The sequence below is a fragment of the Marinobacter sp. genome, assembly GCF_014859525.1.
Classification (GTDB): domain Bacteria; phylum Pseudomonadota; class Gammaproteobacteria; order Pseudomonadales; family Oleiphilaceae; genus Marinobacter.
In genome coordinates this window covers 1-12,392 of record NZ_JACUUB010000073.1, presented here as the reverse complement: position 1 = coordinate 12,392, position 12,392 = coordinate 1, and the positions used below count along the sequence as shown (strand labels likewise).

Annotated in this window: 11 protein-coding genes; 6 read left to right on the top strand and 5 right to left on the bottom strand. The window is 56.2% G+C overall.

Translation table 11 applies throughout. From position 1 onward, the window contains the following. The first annotated feature begins 221 nt into the window (after positions 1 to 221). Positions 222 to 413 (top strand): hypothetical protein, encoded by a 192-nt coding sequence (locus IBX51_RS12455; RefSeq protein WP_291831599.1) that lies wholly within the window; start codon positions 222 to 224, stop codon positions 411 to 413. 99 nt (positions 414 to 512) lie between these two features. On the opposite strand, the gene IBX51_RS12450 is transcribed toward IBX51_RS12455, so the two are convergent. Beyond that, positions 513 to 1,049: a DUF2058 domain-containing protein gene (locus tag IBX51_RS12450; protein WP_291831598.1), complete on the bottom strand. Its 537-nt coding sequence runs from the start codon at positions 1,047 to 1,049 to the stop codon at positions 513 to 515. Between the two features lie 104 nt (positions 1,050 to 1,153). Between IBX51_RS12450 and dbpA the strand changes: the two genes are divergently transcribed. From dbpA to IBX51_RS12430, 4 genes are all read left to right on the top strand, one after another. Continuing rightward, positions 1,154 to 2,527, top strand: a complete 1,374-nt coding sequence (gene dbpA / locus IBX51_RS12445) for an ATP-dependent RNA helicase DbpA (protein WP_291831597.1) — start codon at positions 1,154 to 1,156, stop codon at positions 2,525 to 2,527. Positions 2,528 to 2,751: 224 nt separating this feature from the next. After that, positions 2,752 to 3,003 (top strand): OadG family transporter subunit, encoded by a 252-nt coding sequence (locus tag IBX51_RS12440; protein ID WP_291831596.1) that lies wholly within the window; start codon positions 2,752 to 2,754, stop codon positions 3,001 to 3,003. A 41-nt stretch (positions 3,004 to 3,044) separates the two neighbouring features. Next, the gene (gene oadA, locus IBX51_RS12435) at positions 3,045 to 4,832 is read left to right on the top strand and encodes a sodium-extruding oxaloacetate decarboxylase subunit alpha (protein ID WP_291831595.1); all 1,788 of its coding nucleotides are present in this window, start codon (positions 3,045 to 3,047) and stop codon (positions 4,830 to 4,832) included. Positions 4,833 to 4,845: 13 nt separating this feature from the next. After that, positions 4,846 to 6,168, top strand: a complete 1,323-nt coding sequence (locus IBX51_RS12430) for a sodium ion-translocating decarboxylase subunit beta (RefSeq protein WP_291831594.1) — start codon at positions 4,846 to 4,848, stop codon at positions 6,166 to 6,168. Positions 6,169 to 6,449: 281 nt separating this feature from the next. On the opposite strand, the gene IBX51_RS12425 is transcribed toward IBX51_RS12430, so the two are convergent. From IBX51_RS12425 to imuA, 3 genes are read right to left on the bottom strand one after another with little or no spacing between them, the layout of a single operon-like run. After that, a complete protein-coding gene (locus tag IBX51_RS12425) occupies positions 6,450 to 9,566 on the bottom strand; it encodes an error-prone DNA polymerase (protein WP_291831593.1) in 3,117 nt (1,038 codons plus the stop codon). Then, entirely contained in the window at positions 9,566 to 10,984 is a 1,419-nt protein-coding gene (locus IBX51_RS12420; RefSeq protein WP_291831592.1) for a DNA polymerase Y family protein, read from the bottom strand. The genes IBX51_RS12425 and IBX51_RS12420 overlap by 1 nt, the downstream gene beginning before the upstream one ends. Before the next feature lie 4 nt (positions 10,985 to 10,988). Continuing rightward, entirely contained in the window at positions 10,989 to 11,678 is a 690-nt protein-coding gene (imuA, locus tag IBX51_RS12415; RefSeq protein ID WP_291831591.1) for a translesion DNA synthesis-associated protein ImuA, read from the bottom strand. A gap of 124 nt (positions 11,679 to 11,802) precedes the next feature. On the opposite strand from imuA, the gene IBX51_RS12410 reads away from it, so the two are divergent. Further along, complete coding sequence (locus tag IBX51_RS12410; protein ID WP_291831590.1) at positions 11,803 to 12,138, top strand: 4a-hydroxytetrahydrobiopterin dehydratase; 336 nt, start codon at positions 11,803 to 11,805, stop codon at positions 12,136 to 12,138. On the opposite strand, the gene IBX51_RS12405 is transcribed toward IBX51_RS12410, so the two are convergent. After that, positions 12,135 to 12,392: tyrosine-type recombinase/integrase (locus IBX51_RS12405; protein WP_291831589.1), on the bottom strand; the 258-nt coding region annotated here is incomplete at its 5' end. The two genes, IBX51_RS12410 and IBX51_RS12405, sit on opposite strands and share 4 nt — an antisense overlap.

Below are 12,392 nucleotides of genomic sequence, written 5' to 3'. Positions count from 1 at the left end.
GAGTACCTGGCTACGAACCAGGCGGTCGGAGGTTCGAATCCTCCCAGCCGCGCCAAATGAAAGTCAAAGCGCCTCATTCTGTGCACTCCACAGTTTGGGGCGTTTTGCATTAACGCCACCTGTCTTTTCCTGACCCGTCCCGGTTGCGCGATATTTGTACAAAACAGACCTGCTGCCTATTCTATATGGTGTAACCCAGACATTTGTCAGAGAGGTTCTCCATGAACAAAACGATCAATGGTGCCTATGAAAATCATGATCAGGCCAAGAATACTTGGGATGATCTGATTGGTTCGGGAATTCCTCGGGATAATATCTACATTGATGAGGACAACAAGCTGGTTAAGGTGATTGTGCCAGAAGAGGCAGAACGTGAGATCAGAGAGATATTTGATCGGCACAAGCTGCACTGAAAGGGCAGCCGGGGACCATTCAGTCATGCGCCCATAATAAATTGGTGCGCATGACTTTGAAGATACCGTCGTCGCCTATTTCCGGGCAGGGCGGAGGGTTTACCACATCAGATCGTCAGGGATCTCGTAACCGGCGTACGGATCGTCGTCGCCCTGGTCTTCTGCCTGGCGATCATGCAGCACAACCACCGCAGCCGCGTCTCGTTCCATAATTTTACGGGCAACAGCTTCAGCCACAAGCTCGTACTCACCGTTAATAAATACCACTGCCAGGCGCCCACGAGACAGCTGGTCCACCATCTTGTCGTCCACAAAGATCTTTTTGATCTTCTTGTCGTGGACAAACTGATAGGACGTTTCGCCGCGACTGCGGTTCAGACGATTGGTTTCAACCAGTTGACGAATCTGGGCCTGAATGGCTTTTTTGTCGGCTTCTTTCTTGCGCTCGAGGTTCAGTTGCCGGTCATGCTCGGCTTTTTCCTGTCGAGCCTTGCGGGCACGCTCTTCGGCTTCATTGACCTGAACTGTTCCTTTGGGTTGCTGTTTGCGTTGCTTGCGCTTCTCGCTGCGAATGCTTTTGGCTTTTTTCTCGTCGGCCAGTCCGGCTTTGAGTAGTTGATCCTGCAAAGACGCCATCAGTGACTCCGTGGATTCGTGATAAACTTTAGTAAATATCTGTCTAGTATACGCCGTCAGTGCTGGCTCAATAACCCACGATTTCTTACCCCACGGATTTTTCTATGTCTTCTTTTAAAGAGCTTGGCCTCTCATCGTCCATGCTGACCAATCTCGACCGATTGGGCTTTGCTCAGCCTACCGGAGTTCAGGTTAAAGCCTTACCGCCCGCTTTGGCGGGTAAGGATGTAATCGCCATGGCTCAGACCGGTAGCGGAAAGACCGCTGCCTTTGGCATTCCTCTGATCGAACGACTGCAACCCAAACGTTTTGCGGTACAGGCACTGGTGCTCTGCCCGACGCGAGAGTTGGCAGATCAGGTGGCAAAAGCACTGCGTGAGTTGGCCAGGGCGAAAGAGAATGTCAAAGTTCTGACCTTGTGCGGCGGTGTTTCAATTGGGCCGCAGATTGGCTCGCTTAGTCACGGTGCCCACATCATTGTGGGAACGCCCGGGCGAATCGACGACCATATCCGGAAAGGCACTCTGGCTCTGGATAACGTGAATACTCTGGTGCTGGATGAGGCCGACCGGATGCTGGATATGGGCTTCGAGGAAGTGGTTGCCTCGATTCTTGCGCAAACACCGTCTTCCCGGCAAACCTTGCTGTTCTCGGCAACCTGGCCAGCCCCTATCCGCACACTGAGTGAGCGCTTCCAGGTGAACCCGGAAGATGTGAGGGTAGAAGCTCAACATGCCGAAGGTAGCATTTCGGAGCTGTTCTATGAAATCGCTCCAAACCAGCAAGTAGAGGCAATCGCAGCGCTGTTATCGCGTTATCAGCCAGCTTCGTCACTGATTTTCTGCACTACTAAGCGCGACTGCGATGACCTTACCGGCCAGCTTCAGGAGTTGGGTTTTGCAGCGCTCTCTTTGCATGGAGACCTGGATCAGAAGGATCGCGACGGTACGCTCGTCAAATTTGCCAACCAGAGCTGTACGGTTCTGGTGGCGACCGATGTTGCTGCCCGCGGTCTGGATATAAAGGCATTGCCCCTGGTGATCAACGCCGAGCCTGCTCGTGATCCGGAAGTGCACACCCATCGCATCGGCCGAACTGGTCGAGCGGGTGAGCAAGGGCATGCCGTGACTCTTTGCACACCCAGACATGGCCATAAAGTCTCGCGCCTGGAATCGATCCGGGGCAGCGCGGTGGAATGGGGTGATACCGGAGATCTTATGGCGGAACCGCTTCGATTGGTGCGGCCAGCCATGAAGACATTGTGCCTGGCCAGTGGCAGGAAAGAGAAAGTGCGCCCCGGGGATGTGTTGGGTGCATTAACTGGTGATGCTGGTATTCCGGGCACGGCTGTTGGCAAGATTGACCTGTTCGATTTTCAGTGCTTTGTGGCTGTCCAGGCAGCATGGGCTGACCGTGCGCTGGCACGGCTGGAGAGCGGCAAAGTAAAAGGGCGGAAAATCAGGGTTCGGTTTGCTTGATTCGGCGTTCGGCGAATTTTTGTTCAAGACGCCAAAAAAACAGGGGATCGCTCGGAAAGTCCCTATAGAAATATGCTCTTCAGGTTGCTCCTGATCAATGAAACCGGTAAATTACGGAGGATTTTGCCTCCCGATTTGATCGTCTTAGCCACTAGACTTAGGTCTAGGTGGCCGGATTGGTTGAACGGGGAAATCTCACAAATCAATACAGGTAGCTGTTTGATATGAATGAGCTGATGTCACAAGCCGTCGAGTTAATGATTGCTGGAATGGGTTTTGTGTTTTCGTTCCTGGTTATTCTGGTGTTCGCGACACTCCTCATGTCCAAACTCATAGTACGGTTTGCGCCGCCAGAGCCGGCAACCCCGGCTAAAACGCCACGTGCCAAGCCTAAGGCGCCCGCGTCGGTTGACCCTGACACCGCCGAGGCCATTAAAAAAGCAATTGCACAATATCGGGCACGCCACAAGAAGTGACCCGTCGCACGATTAGAACCTTTTAACAGAAGGCTGACACGATGACTGACACGAAGAAACCGCTGGGGATTACGGACGTAATTCTGCGAGACGCCCACCAATCCCTGCTTGCCACCCGGATGCGGCTGGACGACATGCTGCCAATTGCCGAGAAACTCGACAAAGTCGGTTTCTGGTCTCTTGAATCCTGGGGTGGTGCCACTTTTGACTCTTGTATTCGTTACCTGGGCGAAGATCCCTGGGAGCGCATTCGCGAATTGAAAAAAGTCATGCCCAACACGCCCCAGCAAATGCTGCTGCGCGGCCAGAACCTGTTGGGTTACCGGCATTACGCGGATGATGTGGTAGAGCGGTTTGTTGAACGGGCGGCCGAAAACGGAGTAGACGTATTCCGTATCTTCGATGCGATGAACGATCCTCGGAACATGGCCACTGCCATCAAAGCTGTGCGCAAAACCGGTAAGCATGCCCAGGGCACCATCGCATATACCACCAGCCCGGTACACACGATAGAGATGTGGGTAGAGCTGGCGAAGGAAGTTGCCGATATGGGTGCTGATTCCATTGCCATTAAAGATATGGCGGGCATCCTCAAGCCTTACGTGGCTTTTGATCTGGTCAGCCGTCTTAAGAAAGAGCTGGATATTCCGATCCACATGCAGTGCCACGCCACGACCGGTATGTCTACCGCGACCGCCATCAAGGCAGCGGAAGCCGGTATCGATAATGTGGATACCGCCATTTCCTCCATGAGTATGACTTACGGCCATTCGCCCACAGAAGCCGTGGTTGCCATTCTGGAAGGGACCGAGCGTGATACCGGGCTTGATCTGAACCTGCTGGAAGAAATTGCCAGCTATTTCCGTGACGTTCGTAAGAAGTACGCCAAGTTTGAAGGCAGCCTTAGAGGCACTGATTCTCGTATCCTGATTGCTCAGGTGCCGGGCGGCATGCTGACCAACATGGAAAATCAGCTGAGAGAGCAGAACGCGAGCGATAAGTTCGATCAAGTACTGGCTGAGATTCCGAAAGTGCGTGAAGACCTGGGCTTTATTCCGCTGGTTACCCCGACGTCCCAGATCGTAGGCACCCAGGCGGTGCTGAACATACTGACGGGTGAGCGTTATAAGTCTATCTCCAAGGAAACCTCTGCCATCCTCAAGGGTGAGTACGGGGCCGCTCCGGCTCCGTTCAATAAAGAGCTGCAAGAGCGCGTTCTTGATGGTGCAGAAGCCATTACGTGCCGCCCGGCCGACAATATTGATCCAGAAATGGACAAGCTGACGGCCGAGCTCAAAGATCTGGCCAAAGAGAAAGGCATCAAGCTGGCCGAGCAGGAAGTAGACGACGTACTCACGTACGCTCTGTTCCCGCAGATTGGTCTGAAGTTCCTGGAAAACCGTGGTAACTCGGATGCCTTCGAGCCCGTGCCAAGTGCCGGTGATCTGGTTGTGGCTGAGAAAGCCGCAGGCCCGGAAACCTATACCGTAGAGGTGAATGGCCAGAAGTTCGTGGTCGCGGTTTCAGAAGGGGGTGAAATCAGCCAGATCGAAGGTCAGGGGGGAGCTGCTGCATTGCCTGCCGCTTCTGCCGGCTCCGCACCTGCGGTCACAGACGGTGAGCCTGTTGGCGCGCCCCTGAGCGGTAACATCTGGAAAGTGATGGTCTCTCCGGGTGATACCGTCGAAGAAGGTGACGTTATGATTATTCTCGAGGCCATGAAAATGGAAACTGAGGTGCGTGCACCCAGAGCCGGGACCATTGGTGAAGTCTTCATCAAGGAGGGGGATGCCGTCTCCGTTGATGATGAAATGCTGACAATCGGATAAGGGCCAGCATTCCATGGAAAAGTTAATGATGTTGTGGACAGGTAGTGGCCTGTTCAATATACAGCCTGGCCAGGTGGTGATGATCATCGTCGGGCTTGTGCTTCTCTATCTTGCGATCAACAAGAAGTTTGAGCCGTTATTGCTGGTGCCTATCGGGTTCGGTGGCATTTTGGCGAACATTCCGGAGGCAGGACTTGCTTTGTCTGCGGCTGAGAACGCTATTCACTTTGCCAGGCCGGATGTGTTGGCAGCTCTGGCGTCTACGCTGGATGTGCCTTATCAGGCTGGACAAGCGGTGACTCCCGAGATTAAAGAAGCCTTCAAGGAGGCATATCAGTCAGGGGGGTATGCAACGGTGAGTGCGGCGAGCTCAATTGCTCAGGGGTTTGGCTATAGCCACGGCATGCTGCACAGCTTCTACATGATTGTGATCGGCACAACCGTTGGGCCGCTGTTGATCTTTATGGGTGTTGGCGCAATGACCGATTTCGGTCCTCTGCTGGCTAACCCGAAGACTCTGCTGCTGGGTGCTGCTGCGCAGTTTGGTATCTTCGGCACTGTCATCGGTGCGGCGCTGCTGGACTGGGCCGGTGTTCTTGAGTTCACCATTCTTGAAGCGGCTGCTATCGGTATCATTGGTGGTGCAGACGGTCCGACATCGATCTATGTATCGAGCGTGCTGGCGCCGCATCTGCTTGGCGCAATCGCGGTTTCGGCCTACGCCTATATGGCGCTGGTCCCGATGATTCAGCCACCGATCATGAAAGCACTGACCACTCAAAAAGAGCGCGCCATCAAGATGTCGCAGCTACGCCCGGTCAGCAAGAAAGAGAAGATTATCTTCCCGCTTGTGGTTCTGATTGCGGTGGTTCTGTTCCTGCCAGATGCGGCACCGCTGCTTGGTATGTTCTGCTTCGGTAACCTGATGCGTGAGTGTGGTGTGGTAGAGCGCCTGAACGATACCGCTCAGAATGCTTTGATCAACATTGTAACCATCTTCCTGGGGCTGTCTGTTGGTGCCAAGCTGGTGGCCGACAGGTTCCTGGATGCTCAGACTCTGGGCATTCTGGTTCTGGGTATGGTGGCCTTCGCGGTTGGCACCGCCACCGGTGTTTTGATGGCCAAGTTGATGAACAAGCTGACGAAGGATCCCATTAATCCATTGATTGGTTCTGCGGGGGTCTCTGCGGTGCCGATGGCGGCGCGGGTATCCAACAAGGTTGGTCTGGAAGCGAACCCGCAGAACTTCCTGCTGATGCACGCTATGGGCCCGAATGTGGCCGGTGTTATTGGCTCTGCGGTTGCAGCGGGTGTGATGATCAAGCTGCTTGGCTGATTGTTCTCACTCATTGCACTGAGAAAACCCTGCTTCGGCGGGGTTTTCTTTTTTCTGACTTTGGGAGTTTGTGTCCAGTAGCCTGCGATTTTGGGGGTGGCACCAGTGTGGGACTGCTTTCCAAAAAACGCTACGAGCACATCCATGTGCGCTTCGCTCCGGCCATCCATGGCCTCCGAGATTTTTGGAAAGCAGTCCCACACTGGCGCTTCAAATTTCCGAGCTGGCAGCTGCTAAAGATTATGAGTACGTGTTGTTGGCGTTTGGGGCGTTCAGGGCGTTCAGTGAAAGTTTCTGGAACTGACCGGTAACGAGTTAATCAGGTGGCTCAGGTCAGACAGTTTTCCGGCCATCACATGAATGATGTCTCCCTCTTTTTCGATAACTCCTTTCACATGTAATAACCGGGCGGTGAGTAACGGTTTGCGTTGCCGGCGGGCGGTTTCGAGCCAGACCACGACGTTGACGTTGCCGGTTTCGTCTTCGAGGGTGACGAAGGTGACGCCGGAGGCGGTGCCGGGGCGCTGGCGGCCGGTGACCAGGCCAGCAACTTGTACGGGGATGCCGGGGCGGGTGGTTTTGAGTTGGTCGGCGGTGAGGCAGAAACGCAGGTGGCCTTGTTCGCGTAGCAGGGCTAAAGGGTGTCTTTGCAGGGTGAGGCCCTGGCTGCTGTAGTCGGCGAGTACGCTCTGGCCTTCAGTGGGTTCTGGTAACAGATCGCAAGGCTTGGGTTGGTAATCGGCTATGGCTTCTTTGGCGAAGAGCTCGGCAGGCGCTTCGTGTTCCAGTAGTTGCCAGTAGGCCTGGTGGCGGTTGCGGGTGAAACCGGGCATGGCGTTGGCGCCGGCGAGGAGTTCCATGTCGCGCTGATTGAGGCGTGCGCAGGCACGCAGCTCGGCGGCGGATTGATAGCCGTTGTCCGGACGGTGCTGATGAATGCTTTTGGCGCCATTCACAGAGAGGCCCTGGATTATTCGTAAGCCCAGGCGCAGTTGTTTTTCCGGGCCTTGTAAAGTGTGTTCCCAGTGGCTGTAGTTGACGTCTGGCGGGAGTACGACCACGGTGTGGCGTTGGGCGTCTTGCACCAGTTGGCTGGGGGAGTAAAAGCCCATGGGTTGGCTGTTGAGCAGTGCGCAGTAGAAGGCGGCAGGATAGTGGCGCTTGATCCAGGCGGAGACATACACCAGCAAGGCGAAGCTGGCGGCATGAGATTCCGGAAAGCCGTAACCGCCAAAGCCGCAAATCTGCAAATACAGGCGTTCGGCAAAGTCTGGTCCGTGGCCTCGCTCGAGCATGCCGTTGATCAGTTTGTCCCGGAACGGGGTGAGATCGCCATGGGATTTCCAGGCCGCCATGGCGCGGCGCAGTTTGTCGGCCTCACCGGCGCTGAAGCCGGCGGCCACCATGGCCAGTTTGATGACCTGTTCCTGAAAGATAGGTACGCCCAGGGTACGTTCCAGCACCTGACGCACCTCGTCGTTGGGGAATTCTACTGGTTCCAGGCCATGTTTTCGGCGCAGGTAAGGGTGCACCATGTCGCCCTGAATCGGGCCGGGGCGGACGATGGCCACTTCGATAACCAGGTCGTAATAGGTCTCCGGTTTCAGGCGTGGGAGCATGTTGATCTGGGCCCGGGACTCCACCTGGAACACGCCGATGCTGTCGCCTTTTTGCAGCATGGCGTAGGTGGCTGGATCTTCCTGAGGCACATCCTGCATGGTGAACGTTTGGCCCCTTTCATCGCTGATTAGTTCCAGCGCCTTGCGGATGGCGGTGAGCATGCCCAGGGCCAGTACATCCACTTTCATCAGGCCCAGGCTTTCCAGATCGTCTTTGTCCCATTGAATCACGGTGCGATCTGCCATGGCGGCGTTTTCTACCGGCACCAGCTCGGACAGTGGCCCGGCACTGATGACAAAACCGCCGACATGCTGGGACAGGTGGCGCGGAAAGCCGAGCAGGGTGTTCACCAGGGTAAAAAACTGGTCCGCCACTTTAGGGTTGCGGGTGAGCCCTTTATCCATAATCTGTTGGCGCCAGTCGGTGGCTTTGTCGCGCCAGTCGATGCCGTCCAACAGCTTTTCCACCAATGCAGCATCAAAACCCAGGGCTTTGCCGACATCCCGGATCGCGCTGCGTGGGCGGTAGCGAATCACTGTAGCAGCCAGAGCCGCCCGTTCCCGGCCATAGCGCTGGTAAATGTATTGGATAACTTCTTCGCGACGCTGGTGTTCAAAATCTACATCGATGTCCGGTGGTTCGTCCCGGTCTTTCGAGATGAAACGCTCGAAAAGCAGATCCACCTTGGCGGGGTTCACTTCGGTGATGCCCAGGCAGTAACAGACGGCCGAGTTGGCGGCTGATCCTCGCCCTTGGCATAAAATGCCTCGGCTACGGGCAAAGGCCACGATGTCGTGGATGGTGAGGAAGTAATGCTCGTAGTTGAGCTCCGAGATCATACCCAGCTCTTTGCGGATTAACGCCTGGACTTTCATAGGTGTGCCCTCGGGATAGCGGCGGCTTTCACCTTCCTGGGTCAGACGTTTGAGGTAGGCCGCCGGGAGTTCTTTGGCGGGTACCAGATCTGGTGGGTATTCATAGCGCAGGCTGCCGGGTTCAAATCGGCAGTTGCTGGCAATGTTTATGGTTTCTTGAAGCCAGGCCTGAGGGAACAGGCGCTGTAGTACCGGAAGCGGCCGCAGGTAACGTTCGCCGTTCTGAAACAGGCAATGGCCGGCATTATCGACCGTGGAGTGGTGGCGCAGGGCTGTGAGCACATCTTGCAGGGGCTGGCGTTCCCTGGCATGCATGTGTACTTCGCCGGTTGCAGCAATGGCAAGCCTAAGCTGCCCGGCCAACTTGCGGACGCGAGCCAGTTGTTGCTCTTCGCCTGCTTCCAGTGTGCGGGTAGCGGCAATACGCAGGCGATGTTCAAACAAACGTTGCAACCACTCGCCACAAGCCTCGGCTTGCTCGTATCTGGCAGCCGACGATGAAGGTGGTAGCCAAAGGCATAAACAGTTGTCCAGCTCGTGAGTTTCGATATCCCGCGCGAACAGCTGGTACTGGCCTTTCTCGGCCCGGCGCCGGCCGGTGGTGATCAACTGGCACAGCTGGCCGTAGCCCTTGCGAGACTGGGCCAGAAGGATGAAGCGGGGCGTGGCCGCGCCGGCCGGGGCATCTTCCAGCTCAAACCAGCTGCCAGTGATCAGTTTTACCGGGCTGTCTTTCAGGGCGGCCCAGGCTCGCGGGATGCCCGCCACTGAGCAGGCATCGGTGATGGCGATGGCATCATAGCCAAGCTCCAGGGCCCGCTCTGCCAATTCATGGGGGTGCGAGGCCCCGGTGAGAAAGGTGAAATTACTGAAACAGAAGAGTTCTGCGTAGCCGCCTGCCATTAACCAAACCATCCATGTATAAACCATCCATCGTGAACATCCCGAAACACCCAGGCCAGTTCGCCGCCCGGTAACTGGGCAATGTAGTAGTCTCGGTGTACTCGCTGGCCATCCCACCAACCGCCGCTGATACGTTCCGGGCCGGAATGCCAGGCCACCGGTGTTTGTGGCAGTGGCCGTGGACCTTTCAGCAGCCACAAGGGGCGGTGGGGGAGTTGCGCCGAGGTACTTGCCTGGCGTTTGCTCGATTTTTGTACCTCACTGGCAGACCAGGCACATTCCGGCCTGTGGTCATCCCTGGGGGCAAGTTGCTTGAGTGCCTGTTCACCCAGCCGGGCCTGCAGGCGGCTGATCAGTGTATGCCAGGCTTCGTTCAGATCCTGGTTTTCACCCAGAAGGTCCTGACCGCCGGGCGCTTCCCGGCCAGTAAAGCGCTTCACCGCCAAAACAAGGCCGATGACCGGAGCCCGTAGCGGTTGCTTGTCGAGCTTTAGCTGTATCAGCTTCTGGAAAACCTCTGCCCGGTGTTCCGGCCCGGTGGTGCGGATGCGCAGGCGGGTGGGTTCTTCATGGCGGTGTTGCAGTGCCAGCAGCAGGGTATCGGTATCTTGTTGGCGCCAACAAAGATCTTCTTCCAGCTCGGCCAGTATTCGCCGCAGCGAGAACATCAGCCCCTGGGAATACTCCACTTCCTGAATAAAATCTGCCCGCTGCCGGAACGTATGGGGTGGCTGCCAGGGCGCTTTGGGATCGGCCCGGGTGCCCTGGATTTTCTGGACAATAACCAGCAGCTCGGGCGATAACCGCCGGGCCAGTTCGGCTGTGGGCAGGGCAAATACCTCGCCGAGGGTGTTCAGGCCAAGGCGCTGCAGGCGGGTGCAGGATTTCTTGTCAAAGCCTGCAGCCAGTAACGGCAGGTTGCCAAGAGCTGTCAGAATATGGCCTTTGTCTGCCTTACATTCGCCTTTGCCGGTATGGGCCAGCAAGCGAGCCGCCATCGGGGTATGGCCTATGGCCACCCAGGCCGTTAGCTGGCGTTCGGTTAATGCTTGCTCCACCGTTTGCCAAATCGCCGGCAAACCGCCATACAATTTCTGCAGGCTACTGACTTCTGCCCAGAGGCCATCCGGCGGGGCCAGTGTGATATGGGCGGCATAGTGGTACAGCCAGCGGGCCTGGTTCTCCAGTAACCAGGCTTCCTGATTTGTGTCTGCCCGCATGATGTTGATATCCGGAGCGAGGCCGAGCGCTGTTTTCAGGCGCATGCCAGGACTAATGCCAAGGTCCCGGGCGGTGGGGCAAGCCTGGACAACGCCTTGCCCGGCACTGTCTACAATCGCCAGGGCGCCGATGGCATCCTGGCTTCTGCGGATATGGTCCAGCAACAGATTGGGAAAGTGCAGATAAAGCCAGAGCATAGGGTTAATTCCCGGCCCTGGGCCAGGGCCCCTGAACAACACGGGGTGAGTCCTCGGGGGGAATATTTGCTCGATGCTCAAGCGCGATCGAACAACGCTGCCCCGGCCAGCTCCCGCGGCGCTTGAGAACGTTTACTTTGAGCTCCTGATATTCGCCTGGTATCAGTTCCAGCCTTAATGCCGCCGGAGAGTTCTGCTCTGTAAACCGGCGGTTTCGGAACAGCACACATACATTGCCGCCAGCCTCGGAAGCCAGTTGCAGGCGCCGGACATCACGGCTGGCGAGCTTGCCCGGCCAGGCAAGCACCAGCCCGGTTACCGGAGACCGAAGGCAGTTTTCCATGGTCCATAAAAAATCTCCTTGATCCCGGGTGTTGACCATCACCAGGTGGTCCAGGTTTACCCCTTCTCGGGTAAGTGCAGGAGCGTAAGGTGTGTGCGGCGGGTTCAGCCAGAAAATGGTCTTGCCGGCGGCCGTTACCCTTTGCATCAAGGGCAGTACCAAGTGCAACTCGCCAATGCCACAGGTATCGAGCAGGCATTCACTCAAAGCACCTCGTGGCCAACCAAGGCCGCCAAGCTGGTTGTCCAGCGCCGGATAGCCGGTAAGCTCCGCCGATTGATTGGTTTTTCTGTGCTTGTGGCCCTGCCAGATACGGGCATCTTGCAGAAGGTTGCTGAGCAGTTCACTCATGATAAATATCCGAATACTGTTTATATATACAGTATTCTTGTGAAGGCGAAATTTCAACTACCCCCTTGATAAAACCTCTCACGCCACCCACGCTGAACACAACAACCCGATAGGAGGACAAGCCATGACAAAATTAAGCCAACAAGCCTGTGAAGCCTGCCGAGCAGATGCACCCAAAGTGACCGGCCAGGAGAAGCAGGAACTGCTGAGCAAGATCCCCGACTGGGAAGATGTGATGGTAGATGGTGAGGAACAGTTACGCCGGATATTCACCTTCAAAAACTTTGTGGAAGCGCAGGCCTTCACCAACAAAGTGGCAGACCTGGCCGAAGCTGAAAACCATCACCCCGCGATTTTGTTGGAGTGGGGCAAAGCCACCGTGCGGTGGTGGACTCATAAAATCGGCGGTTTGCACAAAAATGATTTCATTCTGGCCGCCAGAACGGACGATCTTTATTAAAAGGCCTCGTCGACCGGGCTACGCACACCAAACCCACCTTTACGGACAACATGGGTGTAGATTTCGGTGGTACGGACATCGGAATGCCCGAGCAGCTTCTGGATGGTGCGTAAATCGTAGCCCGCTTCCAGAAGCCGCGTAGCAAAACTGTGCCTGAAGGTGTGGCTTCCGGCTTGCTTGTAAATGCCCGCGGCGCGAATGGCAATCTTGAAGTGCTTCTGTACCGTTCGGTCCAGCATGTGGTGGCGCCGCCG

Excerpts from the sequence above, each read along its gene's own strand:
- IBX51_RS12420 (WP_291831592.1), bottom strand. The coding sequence starts at position 10,984 with ATGCTCTGGCTTTATCTGCACTTTCCCAATCTGTTGCTGGACCATATC.
- IBX51_RS12455 (WP_291831599.1), top strand. The coding sequence starts at position 222 with ATGAACAAAACGATCAATGGTGCCTATGAAAATCATGATCAGGCCAAG.
- IBX51_RS12425 (WP_291831593.1), bottom strand. The coding sequence starts at position 9,566 with ATGGCAGGCGGCTACGCAGAACTCTTCTGTTTCAGTAATTTCACCTTT.
- dbpA (WP_291831597.1), top strand. The coding sequence starts at position 1,154 with ATGTCTTCTTTTAAAGAGCTTGGCCTCTCATCGTCCATGCTGACCAAT.
- IBX51_RS12440 (WP_291831596.1), top strand. The coding sequence starts at position 2,752 with ATGAATGAGCTGATGTCACAAGCCGTCGAGTTAATGATTGCTGGAATG.
- IBX51_RS12430 (WP_291831594.1), top strand. The coding sequence starts at position 4,846 with ATGGAAAAGTTAATGATGTTGTGGACAGGTAGTGGCCTGTTCAATATA.
- IBX51_RS12410 (WP_291831590.1), top strand. The coding sequence starts at position 11,803 with ATGACAAAATTAAGCCAACAAGCCTGTGAAGCCTGCCGAGCAGATGCA.
- IBX51_RS12450 (WP_291831598.1), bottom strand. The coding sequence starts at position 1,049 with ATGGCGTCTTTGCAGGATCAACTACTCAAAGCCGGACTGGCCGACGAG.
- imuA (WP_291831591.1), bottom strand. The coding sequence starts at position 11,678 with ATGAGTGAACTGCTCAGCAACCTTCTGCAAGATGCCCGTATCTGGCAG.
- oadA (WP_291831595.1), top strand. The coding sequence starts at position 3,045 with ATGACTGACACGAAGAAACCGCTGGGGATTACGGACGTAATTCTGCGA.